Annotated in this window: 22 protein-coding genes and 1 pseudogene; 14 read left to right on the top strand and 9 right to left on the bottom strand. The window is 66.4% G+C overall.

The annotated features are described in order from the left end of the window. Positions 1 to 42 precede the first annotated feature (42 nt). On the bottom strand, positions 43 to 630 hold the full coding sequence (locus TCCBUS3UF1_RS11640; RefSeq protein WP_369791727.1) for a site-specific integrase: 588 nt from the start codon (positions 628 to 630) through the stop codon (positions 43 to 45). Next, a complete protein-coding gene (locus TCCBUS3UF1_RS08695; RefSeq protein ID WP_014516142.1) occupies positions 528 to 1,772 on the bottom strand; it encodes an IS256 family transposase in 1,245 nt (414 codons plus the stop codon). Before TCCBUS3UF1_RS08695 ends, TCCBUS3UF1_RS11640 begins: the two co-directional genes overlap by 103 nt. 83 nt (positions 1,773 to 1,855) lie before the next feature. Here TCCBUS3UF1_RS08695 and TCCBUS3UF1_RS11635 point away from each other — a divergent pair, with 83 nt between their 5' ends. The 6 genes from TCCBUS3UF1_RS11635 to TCCBUS3UF1_RS08670 all read left to right on the top strand — a co-directional run bounded on the left by TCCBUS3UF1_RS11635 (position 1,856) and on the right by TCCBUS3UF1_RS08670 (position 8,557). Continuing rightward, positions 1,856 to 3,124: a transposase gene (locus tag TCCBUS3UF1_RS11635; RefSeq protein ID WP_231291389.1), complete on the top strand. Its 1,269-nt coding sequence runs from the start codon at positions 1,856 to 1,858 to the stop codon at positions 3,122 to 3,124. Beyond that, positions 3,072 to 3,311: a helix-turn-helix transcriptional regulator gene (locus TCCBUS3UF1_RS08685; protein ID WP_014516141.1), complete on the top strand. Its 240-nt coding sequence runs from the start codon at positions 3,072 to 3,074 to the stop codon at positions 3,309 to 3,311. The genes TCCBUS3UF1_RS11635 and TCCBUS3UF1_RS08685 overlap by 53 nt, the downstream gene beginning before the upstream one ends. Before the next feature lie 97 nt (positions 3,312 to 3,408). Then, the gene (locus tag TCCBUS3UF1_RS08680; RefSeq protein WP_014516140.1) at positions 3,409 to 4,893 is read left to right on the top strand and encodes a hypothetical protein; all 1,485 of its coding nucleotides are present in this window, start codon (positions 3,409 to 3,411) and stop codon (positions 4,891 to 4,893) included. A gap of 265 nt (positions 4,894 to 5,158) precedes the next feature. After that, on the top strand, positions 5,159 to 6,634 hold the full coding sequence (locus TCCBUS3UF1_RS11630; protein WP_014632236.1) for a radical SAM protein: 1,476 nt from the start codon (positions 5,159 to 5,161) through the stop codon (positions 6,632 to 6,634). Continuing rightward, entirely contained in the window at positions 6,627 to 7,823 is a 1,197-nt protein-coding gene (locus TCCBUS3UF1_RS08675) for an MFS transporter (RefSeq protein ID WP_003043751.1), read from the top strand. Before TCCBUS3UF1_RS11630 ends, TCCBUS3UF1_RS08675 begins: the two co-directional genes overlap by 8 nt. Positions 7,824 to 8,023: 200 nt before the next feature. Continuing rightward, complete coding sequence (locus TCCBUS3UF1_RS08670) at positions 8,024 to 8,557, top strand: hypothetical protein (RefSeq protein WP_014516139.1); 534 nt, start codon at positions 8,024 to 8,026, stop codon at positions 8,555 to 8,557. Between the two features lie 373 nt (positions 8,558 to 8,930). On the opposite strand, the gene TCCBUS3UF1_RS08665 is transcribed toward TCCBUS3UF1_RS08670, so the two are convergent. Further along, positions 8,931 to 9,860: a hypothetical protein gene (locus TCCBUS3UF1_RS08665; protein ID WP_014516138.1), complete on the bottom strand. Its 930-nt coding sequence runs from the start codon at positions 9,858 to 9,860 to the stop codon at positions 8,931 to 8,933. Between the two features lie 145 nt (positions 9,861 to 10,005). Between TCCBUS3UF1_RS08665 and TCCBUS3UF1_RS08660 the strand changes: the two genes are divergently transcribed. Beyond that, positions 10,006 to 11,226 (top strand): IS256-like element ISTth4 family transposase, encoded by a 1,221-nt coding sequence (locus TCCBUS3UF1_RS08660; protein ID WP_014514494.1) that lies wholly within the window; start codon positions 10,006 to 10,008, stop codon positions 11,224 to 11,226. Here the strand turns inward: TCCBUS3UF1_RS08660 and TCCBUS3UF1_RS08655 are convergent. From TCCBUS3UF1_RS08655 to TCCBUS3UF1_RS08640, 4 genes and pseudogenes are all read right to left on the bottom strand, one after another. After that, positions 11,178 to 12,499, bottom strand: a pseudogene (locus TCCBUS3UF1_RS08655) (GH1 family beta-glucosidase). The gene TCCBUS3UF1_RS08660 and the pseudogene TCCBUS3UF1_RS08655 sit on opposite strands and share 49 nt — an antisense overlap. Before the next feature lie 21 nt (positions 12,500 to 12,520). Next, positions 12,521 to 13,276, bottom strand: coding sequence for a carbohydrate ABC transporter permease (locus TCCBUS3UF1_RS08650; protein ID WP_014516136.1), 756 nt, complete (start codon positions 13,274 to 13,276; stop codon positions 12,521 to 12,523). A gap of 30 nt (positions 13,277 to 13,306) precedes the next feature. Beyond that, positions 13,307 to 13,693, bottom strand: coding sequence for a type II toxin-antitoxin system VapC family toxin (locus TCCBUS3UF1_RS08645; protein ID WP_014516135.1), 387 nt, complete (start codon positions 13,691 to 13,693; stop codon positions 13,307 to 13,309). Then, positions 13,686 to 13,940 (bottom strand): AbrB/MazE/SpoVT family DNA-binding domain-containing protein, encoded by a 255-nt coding sequence (locus tag TCCBUS3UF1_RS08640; RefSeq protein WP_014516134.1) that lies wholly within the window; start codon positions 13,938 to 13,940, stop codon positions 13,686 to 13,688. Before TCCBUS3UF1_RS08640 ends, TCCBUS3UF1_RS08645 begins: the two co-directional genes overlap by 8 nt. A gap of 153 nt (positions 13,941 to 14,093) precedes the next feature. On the opposite strand from TCCBUS3UF1_RS08640, the gene TCCBUS3UF1_RS08635 reads away from it, so the two are divergent. From TCCBUS3UF1_RS08635 to TCCBUS3UF1_RS12160, 6 genes are all read left to right on the top strand, one after another. Next, entirely contained in the window at positions 14,094 to 16,211 is a 2,118-nt protein-coding gene (locus TCCBUS3UF1_RS08635) for an alpha-amylase family glycosyl hydrolase (RefSeq protein ID WP_014516133.1), read from the top strand. Between the two features lie 239 nt (positions 16,212 to 16,450). Then, positions 16,451 to 16,660, top strand: a complete 210-nt coding sequence (locus tag TCCBUS3UF1_RS11495; protein WP_014516132.1) for a peptidase C26 — start codon at positions 16,451 to 16,453, stop codon at positions 16,658 to 16,660. An 82-nt stretch (positions 16,661 to 16,742) separates the two neighbouring features. Continuing rightward, positions 16,743 to 17,168 carry a hypothetical protein gene (locus TCCBUS3UF1_RS12445; RefSeq protein ID WP_014516131.1) on the top strand — a complete coding sequence of 142 codons (426 nt, stop codon included), beginning with the start codon at positions 16,743 to 16,745 and terminating at the stop codon, positions 17,166 to 17,168. After that, a complete protein-coding gene (locus tag TCCBUS3UF1_RS12170) occupies positions 17,165 to 18,646 on the top strand; it encodes a DEAD/DEAH box helicase (protein ID WP_014516130.1) in 1,482 nt (493 codons plus the stop codon). The genes TCCBUS3UF1_RS12445 and TCCBUS3UF1_RS12170 overlap by 4 nt, the downstream gene beginning before the upstream one ends. Positions 18,647 to 18,713: 67 nt before the next feature. Next, on the top strand, positions 18,714 to 19,013 hold the full coding sequence (locus TCCBUS3UF1_RS12165; protein ID WP_255344582.1) for a toprim domain-containing protein: 300 nt from the start codon (positions 18,714 to 18,716) through the stop codon (positions 19,011 to 19,013). Next, the gene (locus TCCBUS3UF1_RS12160) at positions 18,956 to 19,873 is read left to right on the top strand and encodes a DNA topoisomerase (protein WP_255344581.1); all 918 of its coding nucleotides are present in this window, start codon (positions 18,956 to 18,958) and stop codon (positions 19,871 to 19,873) included. Before TCCBUS3UF1_RS12165 ends, TCCBUS3UF1_RS12160 begins: the two co-directional genes overlap by 58 nt. On the opposite strand, the gene TCCBUS3UF1_RS08605 is transcribed toward TCCBUS3UF1_RS12160, so the two are convergent. Both TCCBUS3UF1_RS08605 and TCCBUS3UF1_RS08600 read right to left on the bottom strand, forming a co-directional pair. After that, on the bottom strand, positions 19,813 to 20,100 hold the full coding sequence (locus TCCBUS3UF1_RS08605) for a DUF4143 domain-containing protein (protein WP_041433851.1): 288 nt from the start codon (positions 20,098 to 20,100) through the stop codon (positions 19,813 to 19,815). The genes TCCBUS3UF1_RS12160 and TCCBUS3UF1_RS08605 overlap by 61 nt on opposite strands. A 43-nt stretch (positions 20,101 to 20,143) precedes the next feature. After that, positions 20,144 to 21,235, bottom strand: a complete 1,092-nt coding sequence (locus TCCBUS3UF1_RS08600) for an IS4 family transposase (RefSeq protein ID WP_014514485.1) — start codon at positions 21,233 to 21,235, stop codon at positions 20,144 to 20,146. A gap of 93 nt (positions 21,236 to 21,328) precedes the next feature. Between TCCBUS3UF1_RS08600 and TCCBUS3UF1_RS08595 the strand changes: the two genes are divergently transcribed. After that, positions 21,329 to 22,549, top strand: coding sequence for an IS256-like element ISTth4 family transposase (locus tag TCCBUS3UF1_RS08595; RefSeq protein ID WP_014514494.1), 1,221 nt, complete (start codon positions 21,329 to 21,331; stop codon positions 22,547 to 22,549). Positions 22,550 to 22,768: the final 219 nt, after the last annotated feature.

The raw sequence follows: 22,768 nt of genomic DNA, 5'->3' as shown, positions 1-22,768 counted from the left end.
TCCATCCCGGGGTTTTCGCTTAGGTTTACCCTCAATCTACCCTCAATTGTCTTCGGGGTCCTTATCCTTTGGCAAGACCTGAAGGGAGCGGAGGGTGGATTTGAGTTCTTCTTGGGAGATGTGGGTGTAGTGCTTGAGGGTGGTGGAGAGGGTTTTGTGGCCTGCTAGGGCGGCGGCGAGTTTGGGGTTCCCGGTTTGGCGGATGACCCGGGTGAGGAAGGTCCCCCGGAGGTCGTGGAGGCGGGCGTACTTCACCCCGGCCTTGTTGAGGATGGATTTCCAGGCCCGTTTGAGGTTTTCCGGGCGGATGGGGGTACCGGAGAGGGAAGGGAAGACGAGGCCGTTGGGTTGGTAGAGGCCGTCGTCTATGAGGCGCTGGCGGTGTTCTTCCAGGATGGCGATGGCTTCTTCGGTGAGGGGGATGGTGCGGTTGGAGGTGGGGGTTTTGGTACCCGTCAGGATGGGCTTGTTAGACGCGAGGTCTTTGACGAGGGCGCGGCGTATGTGGAGCTCGCCCTTTTCCAGGTCTATGTCGGGCCAGGTGAGGCCGAGGACCTCGCCTCTTCGGAGGCCGAAGGCGGCGGCGAGGTAGAAGAGGGGGAAGAGGCGGTGTTGCCGGGCGGCTTCCAGGATCTTAGCCAGTTCCTCCTCTCTGCCCACCTCCCTTCCTGCCTCTCCGACTCCAGGTAAAGAAGCTTGTACACCGCCTCTTCCTTAGGAAACTTGTGGTCCCGCACCTTCGTCCCCCGCCGCACTTCCCGGATAAACCGCTCCATCAGGTTGGTGCTCCGCAGGTACGGCCAAAGCACCTTGGGGTACCCGTAGAACCGCAGGAAGGCCCCCGAATCCTGTACCCAAAGCCCCACCACCCCCGGGTACCGCGAACCCCAGGCGGCCTTCACCTCCTCCAAGGCCCCAAGAGCTTCTTCCCGGCTCTCCGCCCCGTACACCCGCCTCAGGTCCTCCGCCAGCAGGCCCCGGTCCCGCGCCCGCACCTGGGACAGGCTCCACCGCACCCCGTGCACCACGCACCGCTGCCATTCCGCCTGAGGGTAGACCCTGCGGATCGCTTCAGGAAGCCCGGGCAGCCCGTCGGTGATGAAGAGCAATACCCGCCGCAGGCCCCGCTGCCAAAGCTCCCCCAGGACCCCCTCCCATCCCAGGGCGCTCTCCGTGGGCAACAGCCAAAACCCCAGGACCCGCCTCTCCCCATTAGGGGCGATGCCCAGGGCCACATACACGCTTTCCCGTACGATCCCTTCTCCTTCCCTGAAGACCTTTAGGGAAAGCCCGTCCAGGTAGACGAAGGCCATCTCCTCGGGCAAAGGCCGGGTGCGGAAGGCTCCTGCCGCCTCCAGGACCTCGTCCGTCAGGGCGCTCAGGGTCTCGTGGGAGTAGCGGTGGCCTAAGAGCAGGCTCAGTATCTCGGCCGCCTTGCGCTGACTGACCCCGGCGGCGTAAAGGGCTACCGCCACTTCCCCCACGTCCACCAGGCGGCGGACGTAGGGCTTAAGGAAAGCCGGGTAATACCGAGATTCCCGATCCCTAGGGACCTTCAGGTCCACCTGGCCGAAGGTGGTCTCCAGCTTGCGGGGGTAGTAGCCGTTCCTGCGGCCTCCGTGCACCTGCAAGAAGGCCGTCCGGTCCAGCTCCAGAACCGTCTGCAGAACCTCGGCTACTGTCTCCCGCACCGCTTCCCTCAGCAAGATCCGCAAGGTATCCTGGTCCACGGGGCACCTCCTCGTGCTAAGGTGTGCCCCCCTATTAAACACGGACCCTTACACATAAATCCTTACACGACCGCGCCAGGTGATCGAGCGCTACATCCAGGAGCAGCGCAAGCATCAGGTAGACGATGCATAAGGCGTTCAAGTACCGACTCTACCCCACCCGGCCCCAGCAAAAAGACCTGGAGCGCACCCTTGCGCTGTGCCGCAGCCTGTACAACGCCGCCTTGCAGGAGCGTAGAGATGCCTACAAGAAGGGCGGGAGGACTGTCGGCTTCTACGAACAGAAGAGGTATCTGCCCGAGATACGGGCCGAGCTGCCGGAGTACAAGCGCATTCATTCCCAGGTCTTGCAGAACGTCATCGAGCGGGTGGACAAAGCCTTCCAGGGCTTCTTCCGACGGCTTAAGGCCAAGGGGAAAGCGGGCTATCCCCGCTTCAAGGGGCAGGGGCGCTACGACTCCTTCACCTTCCCCCAAGCGGATAAAACAGGAGTCAAGGTTCAAAAGGGTCGGGTACTGTTGTACGGCATCGGCTCGGTCAAGTGCAAGTTCCACCGTCCTCTGGAGGGGAAACCGAAGACCGCCACGGTCAAAAGGGAGGGGGAAGAGTGGTACATCGTCTTCGTCTGCGAGGTGGACCCCAAGCCCCTTCCCTCCAACAACCGGGCCATCGGGATAGACCTGGGCACCAACCCCCACTTCCTCGTCACCTCCGACGGGGAGATGGTCGAGGCCCCCCGGTACCTCCACAAGGCGCAAGCCAAACTCGCCGCCGCACAGCGCAGCCTTGCCCGCAAGAAGCGGGGCAGCCGTCGTCGCGAGAAGGCCAGAAAGCGGGTTGCCAAGCTGCACCGCAAAATCGCCAACCAGCGCAAAGACTTCCACCATAAAATTGCAAGGAGGCTGGTCAATACCTATGGAACCATCGTTCACGAGAATCTGAACATCCAAGCCCTATCCCGCTCCCGTCTATCCAAAGGAGTTCTGGATGCGGGTTGGGCGCAGTTTCTCCAAATCCTCGCCTACAAAGCGGAAGAAGCTGGTAGGCGGGTCGTGGGGGTAGACCCCCAACATACAAGCCAGGACTGTCCAGTGTGCGGCCACCGGGAAAAGCGTCCCCTCTGGGTGAGGGAATTTACCTGTCCGGGTTGTGGGACTCCCCTGCATCGGGATGTGGCCGCCGCGCTGAATGTTCTGGCAAGGGCCTGGACGGGGCCTTCGGGGATGGGTACGGCGTGGGCCGTCCCGTGGTCACGGGCGAAGCCCGTATCTTGGGAACCGAGAAGCCTCGGACTTCAGTCCGAGGAGTCGTCACAGGACCAAGGAGAAGGGGGAGAACGCCATGGGAGGAAAGTTCGAGGGCAAGGTCAAGATCACGGAGGAACTCCTCTTTGATGAGGAGTTCATCGCCGAGCTCAAGCGCAGGCGGGAGACCCTGGGAGTCTCCGCCACCCGGTTCGCCCGGATGCTGGGCCTCCGGCCCCACTGGGTCTTGCGGGTGGAGCAGGGCAAGGACTACCTGGCCCGCAAGCCCTACTACCTGGTGAAGCGCTACCTCCGGGCCCTGGGCTTTGACGAATAGCTCCGGGGCGCAAGGGGCCGTGCAGGGAGCTGGCATAGGTAGGGGGTACGGGTGCCCATGGCCCGCGGGCCCTGGGGCGGGCCGTTAGGCTGGTCCTATGGACCCATCCCGCCTCCCCATCGCCCTCCGCCTCCTGGAGGGGGGAAAGGACCGGGAGGCCCTGGCCCTCCTCCAAACCCCCCAAGAAGGCCTCCCCGAGGCGGAGCGCCTGGCCCTCCTGGGCTTCCTGGAGGGCCGCAAGGGGGACTGGGGAGGGTACCGGGCCCTGGCCCTGGAGGCCGCCCGGAGGGCCCAGACCCCCCTCACCCTCTACCACCTGGGCCTCGCCCTGCCCCCGAGGGAAGGGGCGGTGGCCCTGGAGGAGGCCCTCCACCGCTTCCGGGGGAACTCCCAGGCGGAGGCCCGGCTCCACCTGGCCCTGGCGGTGGTCCTGGAGCGCCTGGGCCGTCCCGAGGCCCTGGCCCATGCCGCCTTGGCCCGCCTCAAGGCCCCTTCCCCCTGGACCCGGCTCCACCACCTCCGCCTGGAGCTCTTCTTCGGCGCCCTTCCCCTCCCCGAGGTCCTGGAAGAGGGGGAGGAGTTCCTGCTCCACGAGCTGCCCGGGGTGCGCCTCCTGGCCGGGCACACCCTGGCCCTGGCCCACCTCCTCCGGGGCCAGCCCCGGCGGGCCCGGACCCTCCTCCAGGGCCTCCTTCCCCTCCTGGGCCCGGGCAGCCTCCCGAGCTTCCTGGTCCTTGGGGCCTTGGCCCTGGAACCCCTTAGGGCCCGGCTCCTCCTGGAAGCGGCCCAGGCCGGCCCCCAGGCGGGGTGGTCCCAGGGCTTCCTCCTCCTGGCCCAGGGGCTCCTGGAAGGGGGGGAGGCGGCCAGGGATCTCCTCCTCTCCGCCCACGGCCTCCTCCGGGAGGACGGGGCCCTCTACGCCCTCCTGGCCGAGGCCCGCCTCAGGGCCCTGGGGGCGGAGGTAGAGGCCCCACTGGCCCCCCGCCTGGCCCCCGCCCTCCGCCCCGAGGCCCGGGCCTTCCTGCTGGGCCGAGGGGAGGAGACCTCCCTCCGCCTCCTTGACGGAGGTCCCCTACCCTCCTTAGGGCCTAGGGGCACGGAGGCGCTGGCCCTCCTCCTTGCCCACGAGAAGGGCATATCGGGAGAAGCCCTGGCGGAGGCCCTCTACGGGGAACCCAACCTAGGGGCCTTGAAGACCCTCCTCCACCGCCTGCGGGCCAAGGGCTTCCGGATCTCCTGCGCCCCCTACCGTCTGGAAGACCCTCCTCCCTCGGACCTTTTGGCCTTTCTCAGGGCCCTTTCCGGGAGAGACCTGGAACAGGCCCTTGCCCTTTACCAGGGCCCCCTCCTCCCCTGGAGCCAGGCCCCGGGGGTGGAGGCGCTCCGCCTAGAACTGGAGGAGACCCTGCGCCGGGCGGTGCTGGCCTCGGGGGACCAGGAGGCCCTCTTCCTCCTCGCAGAGCGCTTGGGGGAGGACCTGGAGGTTTGGGAGGCCCTCCTGGAGGGGCTATCCCCCGAGGATCCCCGCTACCCCATCGCCCGGGCCCGGGTGGAGCGGCTTCGCCGGGAGTACGGGGTGTGAACCGGGAGGGAAGCAGTCGGGACTCCAGCAGGCCAGGGAAGGGGCGGGACCAGGGCCTCTTAGAAGGGCCAGGAGAAGCCATCCCACGAGGAGAACCCAAGGCCACCTGTGCCTCATGCTTCCAGGGTGCCAAGGGGGAGGTTACGCGGGGAGTCCAAGGTTACGCGAGGTTACGCAGGGGCCATCGTTGGGAAGAGCTTCCACGTAACCTGGACGTAACCTCCCCCCTGCTACCCTGGGGCTAACCCGTAAGGGGGTGGAAGAAATGCACGAGAGGGGTTTACAACTTCCAAAGGTCGTAGGCCAGCAGCATGATTTCCTGATGGTTGCCATTGATACAGGCAATTTTATATTGGCTTACGAGGAGGACCTCGAAGAAGGATTAGGCTCGGAATACGAAAGGCTTTGGGTCGAAGACGTGCCCCTTGTCCTTGCCAGCGACGCTAGCGTTGTCCTACGCAGAGAGCGGTTCGGGGGAATACTCTACGGCTTTAAGAGGGGCATTTTTCTCAATCAGGAAGCCTTCGACCTTGTTAGATCCTTTGTAGTTGCTACTAGGCCATCGCTGGCCCTCAAGCAAGTTCTCAAAGAAGGAGGCTTAAGTGAAATTACCAAGGGATTTGTAGAGGCAGCGGGGCATTTAATCCTTTACTTGATTGCCGAGGGATACCTTCGCCCTTCTCAAGAAGGGCTGGAATCTAAAGCTTTGTTCCTAGACGATCAACACTTCTCCGATGACCGGTACTATAGGCCTCTATCCATGGAAATCGAGCTCACGAATAGGTGCTATAGGCGTTGTGCATACTGTGCATACGAATCCGGCCCTGAACCCAAAATACCTCTTCGGGAAGAGCTGACTTTCGATGAGTGGGGATATATCTTGGATTCCATAAGAAAGGAAGGGGTCTTCTACCTTGAATTCACAGGAGGTGATCCACTGAGTAGGCCAGATGGATTGGAGATCATCCGCCTAGCGGACGAGCTAGGGTTTAGCGTTCAAGTTAACACCGACTTGTCCGTGTTGCGAGATAGCGACTTAGATAAGATTGCGTCCACAAAAAATCTGAACTTCGTGGGTACCACTTTAGACGGATCTAGTCCGGATAGCCACGATTTGCTTCGGGGTAAGGGGGGATTTAAGACTACCTTGCGGCAGATAAGTCTCATTGCCAAAGCCGGTATCCCTCTGGCTGTCTTCACGGTAGTTCACAAGAAGAACTACACTGAGATTAGAAAGATAGGTGAAATCGCAACACAAAACAACGCTATGTATGGGATTGCGCCCATGTATCCCGCAGGGCGCGGGGCAAGCTTGAATCATCTCGTTCTTAGCCAGGAAGAGTGGGACTTCGCTGTAGGGGAATACATGGACATGGTTAGATTAGGTGCGATTAAGCCCCACCAAAGGCTGTGGTATAAGCTTTCTAGAGAACTTAGATCGGAAAACCCGGCCCGCGATCAGATATGGCTTACCTCTAGGGGTAATCGTGCTCTTCGCGTAGATCCGAGGGGTAATGTCTACGTTTCTGCCAAATTGCGTGAGTGGCGGCCCAGGTATTCGTTCTTCGGCAACCTTCTAACGAGCACTTTAGCCGACATTTGGGAGAATTCGCCTCTACTGCAAGAGCTACGGAAAATACCTGTTCAACCGAACTTCTTTGATGCCGTGGACATTCGGACTATCCCCAATTACACCAGCGAAATCCCTCTAGCTGATGGCTCAGCGTCCCAGCATGGCTAAGGATTTAACTCCGCCCTCGGGTACCTTCTCCTTCTTCCTCCTCGCCTTCCTTCTAACCCTGACCGGCCAGGGCCTGGTGGTGGCGGGCCTATGGCGGTTCCTGGAAGCGGGAGCCTCGGGGCTACAAACTTCGGTCCTCACCCTGGTTCAAGCCTTAGCGAGCATCCTGACCCCCTTTCTCCTCCAATCCTGGCTTGAGACCAGGCCCCAAATGGTGCTCCGCCTCCTCGCCTTTGGCCTTGGGGTAGCGGCCCTCCTCGCCCTGGGAAGCCCTGGCCTTAGCACCTTTCTTCTCCTTTACGCCGCCTTGCTCGCCCTCTTCCTCTTCCTTACGGCTGCTCTGGCCATCTACGGCGTTTTACTGGGAAGCGCCCTGCCCCGCCTCTTCCCTAAGGAGGCCCTGTCCCAGGCCAACGCCCGCTGGGAAATGGCCAATACCTTGGGCCTGGTCCTGGCCCCCCTCATAGGGGGCTTTGCCGTGGACCGCCTGGGGCCCTACGCCCTTCCCCTCTTCGCCCTTCCTCTGGGGGTGGCCCTGGTCCTCCTCCTGGGCCTGAAGGCCCCTCCTCCCCTAGGCCCTTCCGAAGGGAGGCGGAAGGCCTTTGGGGGTGTACCCTTGGGTGTTCTCCTCCCCGTTGCTCTACCTGCCCTTCTCCCTGCCCTGGCCCTCACGGGGGGCGGGGTCCTCACCGCTCTTCTCTTCCACGACCTCAAGCGGCCCGAGGGGCTAGGTATCGCCTGGGCGGGCTTTAGCCTGGGGGGCTTCCTTGTGGCCCAGGCCCTTACCCGCGTCTCCCTCCCCCCGGTCCTTGGCCTCCTCGGGGGGCTTGGCCTCCTGGGCCTGGGCAACCTGGGGAACGGCCTCCTCCCTTACCCCCACCTCCTCCTCGGGTCTTTGGTCTCGGGGGCGGGGGTTTCCGTGGCCCGGATCGCCTTCCGGACCTTCCTCCAGCGGCTTGCCCCCCCGGAGACCCTGGTGGGCCTCTTTGCCTACGTCAACGTCCTCACCCAGACGGCCCGGGTCCTGGGCTCCCCCTTGGGCGGGGGGCTTGGGGACCTCCTGGGGCCCAGGGGGGCCTTCGTGGCCTTTGGGAGCGTTTTCCTCCTGGCCTCCCTTCTCTTTCCCCCTCTCCTCCGCCTCTCCCAAAGGGTTCTCTCCCCTCGTGGTGACGCCGAGGGGCGTGGGTGAGGCCCTCCTGGGCTCCACGGGCGGTATTCCCCTGCTGCTACTCTGGGGCTAACCCGTAAGGGGGTGAATGGCGATGCTCAAGGAGGTGCAAGAGGTCAGGGTCGGCGGCCGGACGCGGCGGGTGTACGTGCGCCCCTTTGCCATGCCTGCTCCATTACAGGTGGGGTCATCTGGATGGTGGAAGGGTTCGCTCTAGAGGCTTGAACCCGGTCTGGAAACTGGCCTTTCTTTCCGAGGCCCTGGGCGACCTGGGGGCCGCCCTGGGCTTCAGCGCCTTGAGCCTGGAGGTGGCCCGCACGGGGGAGGCCTTCTGGGTAGGCCTCTTCGCTGCCCTCGGGTACTTCACCCTAGGCCCTTTGCTCCTCCTGAGCCCCCGGCTGGACCGGGGAGACCCGGTGAGGGCCCTCCTCCTCCTGGCCCTTCCGTTCCCTCCTTTCCTCGCGGGGGGCCTGCTCTATGGGTTTGCCGTCGGGGTCACGGGCGTCCACCTGCGGGCCGTGCGGGGGTGGTTGCTGCCCGAGGAGGCCCTGGCGGGGAGCCTGGCCGCCCTGCGGGCCCTGATCTACGGGGCGGGCGCCTTAGGGGGAACCCTCTCGGGGGTCCTGGGGGGGATCGGCGTGACCCTGCCCTTGCGGGTGGCCCTGGCCTCCTTCCTGGCCTTCTACCTCTTCGCCCTTGGCCCGCTCCATCCCAGGCGCCTGGAGGAGGTAGAGGCCATGGGGAGAGCCTCCTAGCCGGTGCGAAGAGGGCTTGGTCTTATCGCTAAGCTTGTTTCCCGCAAGGCTGACCCTCCCCTGAGGCCCGGGTGGACCGGCCCTACCCATGGGGGTGGGGGGTAACACTACCTTGGAAGGGCGCAGATGGGCGGAGGGGGAACGGAGTCTCGGGAAAACGGCGGGAGGATTCCTGAGCCGCTTTGGCGTGGGGGTTTGGGCGTATCCCCTCAGTTTGTGGTGGTGGGAGGGACCTGGTGCCCACGGCTCTGGGCCGGGTAGCTTGAGCCCGGGCCCCCCACCAAAAGAGCTGGAAAGGGCACCCCCGAAGGGAAGGGGTCTACTCCCTGGAGGCCTCCGGGACCCCCTTCACCCTACAGTTTTAGGCTCCCCTTCACCCCGAGGGCGGAAGCGGCACCTCCAGGGAAGAGGCCTCCTCCTCCCGGGGGGCCTTGGACAGGCTTTCCTCCGCCTCTAAAAGCCTGAGGAAGCCCATCAGGTCCACCGCCGCCAGGTCGTAGAGGAAGGCCTCCACCACCCGCTCCGGCACCACCCCCTCGCCCCCTCGCACCGCGTACCCCAGGGTCCTCAGGCTCTGGGCCACCGTGGCCGCAAGCTGCTGCTCAAAGGGCACCGGGGCCGCAGGGAAGAGGATCCGCACGGGGCTCTTCATTCCAAGGCGCACCACCCGGCCCAGGACCTGGTCCAGCCCCGTGGCCGTCCAGGGCAGGGTGAGGACGATCTGGGCCGTAGGTCTCTTCCCCGTGGTGTCGTGGAAGGAGAGGCCCACACCCCCCTTGCCCGCGGTGGCCAGGAGGAGGCGCACCCTCCCCTCGTCCCAGGCCGCCTTGGTCCTCCTGAGGGCGCTTCCCGTCTCCGCCCCGGTGTAGAAGGCGAGGTCCTCTCCCAGCCCTCCGAAGGCCTCCCGGACCATCGCCACGGGGGAGGGGAGGGTGAGCCCGAGGCCCTTCAGGGCCGGGGCCAGGTGGCGGTGGAGGGCCCCCTTGAGCCCCCTCTCCTCGGCGTCCTGGAGGAAGGCCTCCACCGCCTCGGGGCTCGTGAGGTCCAGGGTCTTGTCCGAGCGGTACTGGACGAAGAGCAGGACGTGCCACCCCTCCTCCAGGAGGCCGGCCACCAGGGGAAGGGCCGCCCTCAGCTTGATCCTCTCCAGGATGGCCCGGGAGAGGAGGGTGCGCTGGGCCATGACGATCCCCCGCTCCTCCTGGGGGGCCCGGTAGGCCGCCGCCTTGAGCCGCCTCCGCACCTCCGCCAGGAGGGCCTTCGCCTCCTCGGGGACCTCCAGGAGGGGGACCTCGTAGGCCACCAGGCCCTCTGGGGGGCGGAAGAGGCGCTTGGTGAGGAGGTTGCGGTCCCGGAGGTACCCGTGGAAGCGGGCTAGGTCCTCAATCCCCCCCGCGAAGTAGAACTCCCTCCCTCCCGGTCGTGTAAGGATTTATGTGTAAGGGTCCGTGTTTAATAGGGGGGCACACCTTAGCACGAGGAGGTGCCCCGTGGACCAGGATACCTTGCGGATCTTGCTGAGGGAAGCGGTGCGGGAGACAGTAGCCGAGGTTCTGCAGACGGTTCTGGAGCTGGACCGGACGGCCTTCTTGCAGGTGCACGGAGGCCGCAGGAACGGCTACTACCCCCGCAAGCTGGAGACCACCTTCGGCCAGGTGGACCTGAAGGTCCCTAGGGATCGGGAATCTCGGTATTACCCGGCTTTCCTTAAGCCCTACGTCCGCCGCCTGGTGGACGTGGGGGAAGTGGCGGTAGCCCTTTACGCCGCCGGGGTCAGTCAGCGCAAGGCGGCCGAGATACTGAGCCTGCTCTTAGGCCACCGCTACTCCCACGAGACCCTGAGCGCCCTGACGGACGAGGTCCTGGAGGCGGCAGGAGCCTTCCGCACCCGGCCTTTGCCCGAGGAGATGGCCTTCGTCTACCTGGACGGGCTTTCCCTAAAGGTCTTCAGGGAAGGAGAAGGGATCGTACGGGAAAGCGTGTATGTGGCCCTGGGCATCGCCCCTAATGGGGAGAGGCGGGTCCTGGGGTTTTGGCTGTTGCCCACGGAGAGCGCCCTGGGATGGGAGGGGGTCCTGGGGGAGCTTTGGCAGCGGGGCCTGCGGCGGGTATTGCTCTTCATCACCGACGGGCTGCCCGGGCTTCCTGAAGCGATCCGCAGGGTCTACCCTCAGGCGGAATGGCAGCGGTGCGTGGTGCACGGGGTGCGGTGGAGCCTGTCCCAGGTGCGGGCGCGGGACCGGGGCCTGCTGGCGGAGGACCTGAGGCGGGTGTACGGGGCGGAGAGCCGGGAAGAAGCTCTTGGGGCCTTGGAGGAGGTGAAGGCCGCCTGGGGTTCGCGGTACCCGGGGGTGGTGGGGCTTTGGGTACAGGATTCGGGGGCCTTCCTGCGGTTCTACGGGTACCCCAAGGTGCTTTGGCCGTACCTGCGGAGCACCAACCTGATGGAGCGGTTTATCCGGGAAGTGCGGCGGGGGACGAAGGTGCGGGACCACAAGTTTCCTAAGGAAGAGGCGGTGTACAAGCTTCTTTACCTGGAGTCGGAGAGGCAGGAAGGGAGGTGGGCAGAACGGAAACTAAAGGGGTTCTCGGAGGTGAAGGAGGTGCTGGAGAAGATGCTTCAGGAGCGGTATGCCCCCCGTACACAGACTCTTACACATAACTCTTGACACGACCTCCCTCCCCGGTACCGCTCCCGGGTGTAGACGGCGAACTGGCGCATGAAACGGGTGAAGAGGCGGTAAGGGACGAAGCCCGTGGGCTCCAGGAGGTAACGGGCCTCCCAGGGCCGGTCAAAGGGGGTGGCGGTGGCGTAAAGGGTGAAGAGGGCCCGCCAGGCGGCCTCCACGTGGGCCTCGAGGTAGGCCACCCGCTCGGGGTCCTCCACGACGGCCTCTCCCGTCCAGAGGTCGGGGTAGGCGGCCCCGTTTTCCGTGATGTAAAGGGGCCAGGGCACCTCCCGGCCGAGGTGCTTCAAGAGGTGGTAAAGCCCCTCGGGGTAGACCTCCCACCCCATGGCCGTGACCGGCCCCTCCGGGGGAAGGTAGCGCACGGGCAAAGGCCCCGTCCCCGGGGCCACGCGGACGGGGGCGTAGTAGTTCACCCCTAGGAAGTCCAGGGGCCTTGCGACGAGCTCCAGGTCACGGGAGAGGTTGGGAGTGGGCGGGGGGTCTTGAAAGGGGCTTTCGGGATACCCCCTGCCCAGGATGGGGTCCAGGAAGTAGCGGTTGTGGTAGCGGTCAGCCACGTCCACCGCCTCGGGGTCCTCGCCGTACACCGGGGCGAAGTTGAGGACGATCCCCACCCGCTTCGCCCCCGCGGCCCTCAAGGCCTCCACGGCGAGGCCGTGCCCCAGGAGGAGGTGGTGGGCGGCGCGAAGGGCCGCCTCCAGGTTCCTGAGGCCGGGGGCGTGTTCCCCCGTCCAGTGCCCGAGGAAGGCCGAGCACCAGGGCTCGTTCAGGGTGGCGAGGAAGGGCACCCGGTCGGCGAGGGCCCGGGCCACCGCCTCGGCGTACTCGGCGAAGGCGAAGGCGGTCTCCCGGCTCCGCCAACCGCCCCGGTCCTCGACGCCTGGGGCAGGTCCCAGTGGTAGAGGGTGAGGAAGGGCGTGATCCCCGCCGCGAGAAGCCGGTCCACCAGGCGGTCGTAAAAGGCGAGGCCCTTGGGGTTGATCCGCCCCCGGCCCTCGGGGAGGATCCGAGGCCAGGCCACGGAGAAGCGATAGACCCCCACCCCGAGGGATTGCATAAGGGCAATGTCCTCCTCGTAGCGGTGGTAGTGGTCGCAGGCGGGCTCCCCTGTGCTTCCGTCCCGGATGGCCCCCGGGCGGCGGGCGAAGGTGTCCCAGATGGAAGGCCCCCGCCCGTCCTCCTGGGTGGCCCCCTCGATCTGGTAGGCGCTGGTGGCTACCCCCCACAGAAACTTTTCGGCGTTCTCGGCCATGCGCGTTCCTCCTCCCAACGCCTAGCCCTTCACCGACCCGGCGGTGAGGCCTTGGATGAGCTGGCGCTGCGCGAAGAAGAAGAGGACGAGGACGGGCAGCGTGGCCACCGTGGCGGCGGCCATGACCAGGTCGTAGCGGTTCTGGTAGTTGCCCACGAAGTTGCGGATGCCCACGGGAATGGTGGCGGTGGCCTCGGTGGTGAGGACCTGGGCGAAGAGGAGCTCGTCCCAGGCGGTGAGGAAGATGTAGACGGCCGTGGCCGCGAGGCCCGGGAGGGCCAGGGGCAGGATCACCCGGTGGAAGGCCTGGAAGGGCGTGGCCCCGTCCACCATGGCCGCCTCCTCCAGCTCCTTGGGAATGGAGGCGAAGAAGCCCCTGAGGATCCAGATGCTCAGGGGAACGAAGAAGGCGGTGTAGGTGAAGACAAGCCCCCCGTAGCTGCCCACGAGGCGCACCTCGAGGCCCAAAGCGGAGCGGACCCAGTTCTGCACGTAGATGTACATGATGTAGATGGGGATCAGGAAGAGGATTCCGGGGATCACCTGGGTCACGAGGACGCTTCCCCCAAAAAGCTCCGCTCCGGGGAAGCGGAACCGGGCGAGGGCGTACCCGGCGAAGGTGGCCACGGCCAGGGCGAAGGCCGTGGTCAGGGAGCAGACCAGGAAGGAGTTTTTCAAGTAGTGAAAGAAGGGCAGGACGCGCCAGATGTCCAGGTAGTTGCCCCACTGGGGCGCCTTGGGGAAAAGACTTCCCGTGGCCGCCTCCAGCTGGGTCATGAGGGAGGTGTTTGATCCGGCCCCCTGAGCTTAGCGCACCACCCGTATCCGCACGCCCGGGATCTGGCTCCAGGCCCGGTCTGTGGTGAGGATCTCCAAGCCCCGCACCTTCCCCGTGGCCAAGCAGGCCCGGTCCCCAAGGGAAAACCCCAAGGGGCGGGTCAAGGGATCCAGGGCACCCGCCTCGAGGGCTTCCTCCAAGGTGAAGGGCACCACCTCGAGGCCCATCGCCAGCAGTCTGGCCACAATCCGGTCCGCGTCTTTTCCTCTACCCTTGAGCTTGCCCACCACCTCGGCCAGGTTCACTGCGCTGATGGCCGCCCCCTCACGCAAGGCCTGGCGCACCACCTCGAAGCCGGACTCCCTTTGCAGGTAGGCGAGCAAGGCGGAAGCGTCCAGAAGTTTTTCCTCAGGCATCCCGCTCGGCCTCCAAGCGCCGTTCCCGCAAAAGCTCCTCGGTAAGGCTTTCCTTGATGTCGGAAAGCTCCTCCCAAAGCGCTTCCTCCACCCGTTCCCAAGGTTCCAGCACCAGGCGACCCTCCTCCACCAAGGCCACCAACCGGGTCCCCGGCCTAAGGCCCAAGGCCCGGCGCAAGGGGCTCGGGAGGAGCACCCTTCCCTGGGCATCAACCGTTAGTGTGGTGGAGTGGACCTTTTTCACCATATAAGCCATTCTACACCACGTTCACATCCCCCCGCACGTCTAGCCCTTCACCGGCCTCTCCTCCGGAGAAGGGGTGTACAAGCTTTTTCGCGGCTCTGAGCTGAGGCTTTCCCCAGTTTGGGGTAGTATGGAAGCGCTTTTACAGGAGGGAATATGCGGCGAATCCTGGCGCTGGTAGCGGTCCTCGGCTGGGCCTTGGGGGTGCCGGTCACCTTCCGCTACACCCCGCCCCCGGGGTTGGAGGTGCGGACAGTGAGCCTCAGGGGCTCGTTCAACGGCTGGGGCGAGACCCCCATGAAGAAGGAGGACGGCTCCTGGACGATAACCTTGGATCTGGAACCAGGCGAGTACCAGTACAAGTTCTTTATCAACGGCCAGTGGCCCAAGGACATGTGCCACGACCCCACCTTCGGCACCCCAATGGTGGACCCCACGGCCGCAGGTTGTGTGGACGACGGCTTCGGCGGCCAGAACGCGGTGATCGTGGTCCAGGCCCCAGTAGCCCCGGGCGGGCCGGTGGCCCTGGAGTTCGCCCATGACCCCAAGGAGGCCCGCTACCTCTCCCTGGCGGACGGGAAGCTTTCCCTTCGCTTTAGCGCCGCCGAAGGGGCGGTCGCCAAGGCCTGGCTGGAGGCGGGCGGGGAGCGGTTCCCCATGCACCGCCAGCTCTTTTTCCCGGGAACCGAGGTGTGGCGCGTGGCGGTGGCGCCTGGGATCGGGGCGTACCGCATCCGGGTCCAGACCCAAGACGGCCGGGAAGAGGTCTTTGGCCCCTTTACCCCCCCTGCGCACCCCTTTGCCGAGGTGCCCTGGGTAGGGGAAGGGGTGGGCTACCAGATCTTCCCGGAGCGCTTCTTCAACGGCGACCCCAGCAACGACGCCAAGGCCCTGGAGACCGATGAGTACCGGTTCAACCTGGTCTGGCAGCGCTCGGGAGAGATGGGACCCCACCTCTCGGGCTGGACCGACCCGCCCAGCGTGCACCACTGCTGCCACCAGTACTTCGGGGGCGTCCTGGCCAAGCTTCCCCACCTCGAGGCCCTGGGGGTGCGCCTGATCTACTTCAACCCCCTCTTTGACTCGGGCTCGGCCCACGGTTACGACACCCACGACCACCTCGAGGTCTCGCCCAAGTTCGGCGACAAGACCCTCCTGAAGAAACTTTTGGAGGAGGCCTACCGCCGGGGAATGCGGGTCATCTTTGACTTCGTACCCAACCACACCGGCCTGGGCTTCTGGGCCTTCCAGGACGTGGTCCGGCGGGGGCCGGCTTCCCCCTACTGGAACTGGTACTTCATCAAGCGCTGGCCCTTCACGCCGGGGGACGGCCAGGCCTACGAGGGCTGGTGGGGCCTGGGGAACCTGCCGAAGCTCAACACCGCCAACCCGGGGGTCCGGCGCTACCTCCTAGAGGTCGCCAAGTACTGGCTGCGCTTCGGCTTTGACGGCGTGCGGGTGGACGTGCCCGGGGATCTCCTGGATGCCCACGGCTTCTTCAAGGCCCTCCGGACCGAACTCAAGGGGCTCAAGCCCGAGGCCTACCTGGTGGGCGAGATCTGGCAGCGCGATACAAGCTGGCTCCAGGGAGACGAGTTTGACTCCCTGATGAACTACGCCATCGGCCGGGACATCCTGTTGCGCTTCGCCAAGGGGGGAAGCCTGGCCCTTTACAACGGGAGGCGGGCCTTGGCCGACCTCTCCCGGACCTACGCCCTCTACCCCGAGGCCGTGGCCGGCATGGGCTTCAACCTGATCAGCTCCCACGACACCGCCCGGCTCCTCACCGAGGTGGGGGGCGGGGGCCTAGGGGACGTCCCAAGCTCCGAGGCCCGGGCCCGGCAGCGGTTGGCCGCAGCACTCCTCTACGCCCTCCCCGGGGTCCCGGTGACCTTCCAGGGGGACGAGTGCGGCTTTACCGGGGAGAAACCCGATAAGCCCCCGTACGACCTCCAACGGTACCCCTTTCAGTGGGACCGGTGCCGCGGGGAGACCCTGGCCTTTTACCAAGGGCTGGCCTGGCTGCGCCGGGAGCTCCCCGCCCTGAGGAGCGCGGTCTTCCGGGGGTATCTGGGGGAAGGCCACCTGCTCGCCTTCTTCCGCGGGGAGCCGGGAGAAGGCGAGGTGTTAGCGGCCTTCAATAGCGGCCTCGAGGCCACCCCCCTGCCCCTGCCCCCGGGGGGCTGGCGGGACCCCCTCGAGGGGCGCACCTACCGGAACCAGGTGGAGATCCCGCCTTTGGGCTTCCGCTACCTGGTCCATTCCGGTGGCTAGGGACCTTGGGGTTGTGCTGCGGGGTCCATGCGCCTTATCGGCGGGGCCACCCAGATCCTCCCTGGCCCGAAGGTTCTTCGGGGCGTTTTTTAGCCCCACCTAAAGGCCCTCTCCCATAGGGGCCTCGCCCACGTCCCCCTAACCCCCGGAGAGGCTGGAGCGGATCCTTTCCGCCTCCCGGGGGGCGGGGATACCGATCCCGCCTGCTTCGGGGAGGGGTCCCACCCGAGGCTCCGGGGGTGAGCCCCGAGCGGGACACCCAAGAACCTTTCCTGGCCCGGTATGCGGCGGAAAAGGGCCTCCAGGGAAGGGACGTGGCCCTGGGGGGAAGCCTCTACCAGGACCTGGAGGCACAGGGCTTCCACGAGGCCCAGCGCTACCGGAAAAGCCCGCCCCATGCCCTGGCCCACGGGATGCGCAAGGAGGAGGCCCTTCGGGCGCTCTTGTAAAGGCCCACCCCTCCACCCCCCAAGAGGATCCCAGCCTGCTCGGGGTGCGCCTACTTTGAGCTCCACTTCGTGGAAGAAGGGGATGGTTAAGCCGGTCTACGCCTTCTCCTCGGGAAGGCTTGGCGGGATGGCCAACACCATCGTCCTGGAAACCCCCGAGCACAAGCGCCACCTGCCCGTGGAGCAGGTACCGGGGCTCTCCCTCTTTGGCGAGGTGGACCTCAACAAGCGCTTCCTGAAGTTCGCCGCCCCGAAGGGCCACCTGGCCGAAGGCGGTTTCCAGCCTACGGGGGTAGTGGCCGTTCTTGCGGCCGCCGTGTTCCCGAAAGAAGGCCGCAGAGTACGCCCCCTGGGCATGGCCCTGGTCGGCGTCCAGCAGGATCTGCAAGACCTCGGTCCCCGTCTCCAGGACCTGGCGCAAAAGGAGCTCGCCTTCCTCCCCGGCCACCGCCGGCCCGTGCCCTTCGCCGAGGGGCCCAGGGCTTTTCGGGTTAGGATGGGGCCGTGATCCCGACGCGCTACGCCGCCTACTGCCCAAACTGCGGCGGCGAGGCGGAAAGCGAGCGCCTCGCTGCGGGGCTTGCCTGCGCCCGCTGCCAGCCGGACCCCCAAAAGCCTCCCCTCCCCGGGGCGCTCGCCCATTTCGCCGCCCAGGAAAAGGCCCTCGCCGACTGGACCCGCTTCTTTACGGCCCAGGTGGGCGCCCCGCCCTGGCCGCGGCAGCGGGCCTGGGCCGCGCGGGTGGTGCAGGGGCGCTCCTTCGCCATGCTCGCCCCCACGGGGATCGGCAAGACCACCTTCGGCCTCCTCACCGCCAGCTGGCTTGCCAGGGAGGGGCGGCGGAGCTACCTCGTCTTCCCCACCCGCCTCCTCGTGGCCCAGGCGGCGGAGCGGCTTCGGGCCCTGGGCGCCCCCTTCGCCGCCTACACCGGGAAGCCCCGGGAGAAGGAAGCCCTCCTCGAGGGCGGCCGCCCCATCGGCCTCTTCACCGTGGCCTTCCTCCACAAAAACCACGCCCGGCTCCCCCGGCCCGTGGACTTCCTCTTCGTGGACGATGTGGCCAGCCTCCTCAAGTCGGCGCGGAACGTGGACCGGGTCCTGGGGCTTCTGGGCTTCGCCCCCGAGGACGTGGAGAAGGGCCTCGCCCTCATCCGGCTCCGGAGGAGGCACCCTGAGGAGGCCGAGCGGAGGGCCGAAAGGCTGAGGGGGAAGGCCCGGGGGGTCCTCGCCGTGGCGAGCGCCACCGCAAGGCCGCACTCGCCGCGGGTCCACCTCTTCCGCGAGCTTTTGGGCTTTGAGGTGGGCACGCCGAGCTTCGCCCTGCGCAAGGTAGCCGACCTCTACGAGGAGGCCTTCGGGCTCTCCCAGGAGGAACTCTGGGCCAGGGGGGCGGAGTGGGCGGGGCGGCTTGGAAAGGGGGGGCTTTTCTTCCTCCCCGGGGACCTGCCGAAGGAGGCCGCCCTGGACCTCGCCCGCTTCCTCCGGGCCCGGGGCCTCAGGGCCAAGGCCTATCTGGAGCCCGAGGCGCTCGAGGCCTTCCGGCGGGGCGAGGCAGACCTCCTCGTGGGGTTCGCCTCCTGGCGCAACCCCCTGCCCTTTTGCCCCTCCTGGAGGACCCAAGGCTTAAGGCCCTGGTCCGAAGCCTCGCCAGGAGGCCCGGGCTCCAGGAGAAGGAGGTCGCCCCCCTGCGAGAAGCCCTCCTGGAGCGGCTCGCCGACCCCGCCTTCCGCGCCCGCGTGGCGGAAAGCCCCGAGGTGGGGCTCACCTTCGTGGGGGAAAAGCCCGTCCTGGTCTTCGCCGACGTCACCGGCTACCTCCAGGCCTCGGGGCGGACGAGCCGCCTCACCCCGGCGGGGCTCACCCAGGGCCTCGCCCTCCTCCTCGCCGAGGACAGGAAGGCCTTCACCGCCCTCGTGCGCCGGCTCGGCTACCTCCTGGAGGCGCCGCCTCTCCCCGTGGCCGAGGCGGACCTCGAGGCCCTCTTGAAGCGCGTGGACGAGGACCGGGAACGGCTCGCCCGGGGGAGCGGGGTAGCCTTGCCCTGCCCGAGCGGGTGGTGGTGGTGGAGTCGCCCAACAAGGCCCGCACCCTGGCCGGCTTCTTCGGCCGGCCCATGCGCCGCTACCTCCCCGGCCTCGTGGTCTACGAGGCCCTCGCCGAGGAGGGGTACCTGGTGGTCACCGCCACCCGGGGCCACGTCACCGACCTCGCCCTCCGGGGCGGGCTTTACGGGGTGGAGACGGCCCCCGCCTACACCCCTTGCGGGCCTGCCCCGAGGGGAGCGTCCCGGACCCCTTGTGCCCCGACGGGACGGAGAGCCAGCCCGACCGCGACCGGGCCCTCCAGGCGCTAAGGAGCCTGGCCCTGGAGGCCCAGGACTTCCTCCTCGCCACCGACCCCGACACCGAAGGGGAGAAGATCGCCTATGACGTCTACCTCGCCCTCCGCGCCTTCGGGAGGGAGGTGGTGCGGGGCGAGTTCCACGCCGTCACCCCCCGGGCCTTCCTCGAGGCCCTGAGGCATCCCCAGGAGGTGAAGGAGGACCTGGTGGAGGCCCAGATGGTCCGCAGGATCGCCGACCGCTGGGTCGGCTTCGCCCTCTCGGAGGACCTGCAAAGGCTTCTTGGCCGCCGGGGCCTCTCCGCCGGGCGCGTCCAGACGCCGGTCCTGGGCTGGGTCATCGCCCGGGAGCGGGAGGCCCGAACCCGCCTGCCCTTCACCGAGGTGGCCCTTCGGGGCCTTGCCTTACGCTTTCCCGACGAGGTCAGGGAGAGGGTCCTCCTCCTGGAGGTCCTGGAGGAGGCAGAGCGGGAGCAAAACCCCCTTCCCCCCTACACCACGGACGCCCTCCTCGCCGACGCCTCCCGGGAGGGGTTCCGCGTGCCGGAGGCCATGGCCCTGGCCCAGGACCTCTTTGAGGCGGGCCTCATCACCTACCACCGCACCGACGCCACCCGGGTGGCCCCGGAGGGCATGGCCTTGGCCCGGAGGCTCATCGAGGCCCGCTTCGGCCCGGAGTACGCCCGCCCCCGGCCCTGGGGGGAGGGCGGCGCCCACGAGGCCATCCGCCCCACCCGCCCCCTCTGGCCCGAGGACCTGGAGGAGGCAGGGCTTTTCCAGGCCCTGCCCCTTTCCGAGGCCCACGGGCGGCTTTATGACCTGATCTTCCGCCGCTTCCTCGCAAGCCAGATGGCCCCCGCCCGGGTGCGGTAGAAGAAGGCCTCTCCCCCATCGGGCAGGACCCGGACCAGGTTCTCCACCACAAAGCCCTCGTAGCTTCCGCCCACCACTGGATGGGCCAGGAGGTCCTCGAGGCTTTGGATCCCCAGCAGGGCGTGGACCAGACCGCTGTCCCGCAGGTAGAGCTTGGAGCTTTTCACCAGGCGCTTCCCCACGTTGGCCTCAAGGGGAGGCAGGCGCCTCAGCAGGTAGAGGTCCACCAGAAGCCGGGGTCGTGTAAGGATTTATGTGTAAGGGTCCGTGCTATGTACACGTCAAAACCTCCATAGGGCATAACCCCAAGGGACTTCCGCGCCTTCCTCCCCCTGCACCCCAGAGGGCAAGCGCCCAAAGGGTGAGCAGGTCCAGCCCCGCCCGGAAGAGGCTCTGTCCCAGCCTCCCGTGCTTCTTGGGCCTCACCGGACGCACCCGGTGCAGCACAAGCCCCGTCCGAAACGCCCACACGAAGGCCAGGCTCAAGGGGACCAAAAGCCGCGAAAGCCTCTCCCCCCGCGTCACGTGCGTGGCCTCCAGGTCAAATCCCCGCCCCTTCAGGGCCCCAAAGAGCCGCTCTATCCCCCACCTGAGCCCGTACACCTCCAGCACCCGGTGAGGGTCCAGGTCCGTAGCCACAATCAGCCACTCCCGGACCCCAAGGCGCAACCCCACCACCCACATGCGCCGCCCGTAGACCCAGTACCGCCGCCTGGGCACCCGGCTCTCTCCCACCTTCAGGGAGGCAAAGAGCTCCCAGGCCCGAGGGCCCGAGCCCAACCGCCACATCCGGGTGTTGGCCTTGATTCGGATGCACCGGGGGATGCCCTTCTCCTCCAGGTACCGGAACCACGCCTCCCCTATGAACTCCCGATCCGCCAGGAACCCCTCCACCCGGAGGTGGGGGAAGTGGGCCCTCAGGAAAGCCAAGGCCCTCTCCATCAGGGCGATGCGTTCGGGGGTGGAGGAGTTGCCGTCGTGGGGAAGGAAGCTCCAGAACAGGGGGACGGCCAGGCCTTGGTACAGGAAGGCCAGCATCAGGAGGTTGACCTTGCTCTTCCCCAGCTCCCACTCGGTCCGGTCCATGACCAGGAGGAGCCCTTGGGGTCGGAGGAGGGCGAAGATGAAGCGGGCATAGCCCTCCCCGTCCAGCCCCGGCCAGGCCAAGAACCGCTGGAACCTTCGGTAGGCGGAGCGGGGGTCAGGGCTGGCTATGGAGCCGAGGGAAAGAGCGAGTCTGGGGCCGCTTGTGGTGCGGGCGGTGACCAGAGCCATCACCAGGGCGGCCAGGAAGGTGAGGCGCCTGAGGTCGGCCTTCCAGTATCGCTTCAAGGCGTTGATGAGTGGGGTAAGCTGTTCCATGGGGACCACCTCCTATGGGTACCTGCCCATCCACGTGGGCGCAGGTCCATCCTAAAGGGGTGGTCCCACGTTTTGACGTGTACTGAGGGGTCCGTGTTTAATAGGGGGGCACACCTTAGCACGAGGAGGTGCCCCGTGGACCAGGATACCTTGCGGATCTTGCTGAGGGAAGCGGTGCGGGAGACAGTAGCCGAGGTTCTGCAGACGGTTCTGGAGCTGGACCGGACGGCCTTCTTGCAGGTGCACGGAGGCCGCAGGAACGGCTACTACCCCCGCAAGCTGGAGACCACCTTCGGCCAGGTGGACCTGAAGGTCCCTAGGGATCGGGAATCTCGGTATTACCCGGCTTTCCTTAAGCCCTACGTCCGCCGCCTGGTGGACGTGGGGGAAGTGGCGGTAGCCCTTTACGCCGCCGGGGTCAGTCAGCGCAAGGCGGCCGAGATACTGAGCCTGCTCTTAGGCCACCGCTACTCCCACGAGACCCTGAGCGCCCTGACGGACGAGGTCCTGGAGGCGGCAGGAGCCTTCCGCACCCGGCCTTTGCCCGAGGAGATGGCCTTCGTCTACCTGGACGGGCTTTCCCTAAAGGTCTTCAGGGAAGGAGAAGGGATCGTACGGGAAAGCGTGTATGTGGCCCTGGGCATCGCCCCTAATGGGGAGAGGCGGGTCCTGGGGTTTTGGCTGTTGCCCACGGAGAGCGCCCTGGGATGGGAGGGGGTCCTGGGGGAGCTTTGGCAGCGGGGCCTGCGGCGGGTATTGCTCTTCATCACCGACGGGCTGCCCGGGCTTCCTGAAGCGATCCGCAGGGTCTACCCTCAGGCGGAATGGCAGCGGTGCGTGGTGCACGGGGTGCGGTGGAGCCTGTCCCAGGTGCGGGCGCGGGACCGGGGCCTGCTGGCGGAGGACCTGAGGCGGGTGTACGGGGCGGAGAGCCGGGAAGAAGCTCTTGGGGCCTTGGAGGAGGTGAAGGCCGCCTGGGGTTCGCGGTACCCGGGGGTGGTGGGGCTTTGGGTACAGGATTCGGGGGCCTTCCTGCGGTTCTACGGGTACCCCAAGGTGCTTTGGCCGTACCTGCGGAGCACCAACCTGATGGAGCGGTTTATCCGGGAAGTGCGGCGGGGGACGAAGGTGCGGGACCACAAGTTTCCTAAGGAAGAGGCGGTGTACAAGCTTCTTTACCTGGAGTCGGAGAGGCAGGAAGGGAGGTGGGCAGAACGGAAACTAAAGGGGTTCTCGGAGGTGAAGGAGGTGCTGGAGAAGATGCTTCAGGAGCGGTATGCCCCCCGTACACAGACTCTTACACATAACTCTTGACACGACCACGACGAGCAACCCGATAAGCAAGAAGGGCACGAGCTTAGGATACTAAACCCCCCGCCTCGTATAACTAGCGCCCCAGAAACACTACGTCCGTAAAGAAACCTTTCGGGGCCCCGAAGGACCCCGGAAGGCACTATGGGCGGAAGAGGTGGTAAAGGTGGTGGCACTTTCACTATACACCGCAAATCCGCCCTTGTCTACTCTACTACCGTG

Origin of the sequence: Thermus sp. CCB_US3_UF1, from assembly GCF_000236585.1 — a bacterium.
In the GTDB taxonomy this organism is placed as follows: domain Bacteria; phylum Deinococcota; class Deinococci; order Deinococcales; family Thermaceae; genus Thermus.
This window is presented reverse-complemented; position numbering and strand designations above follow the sequence as displayed.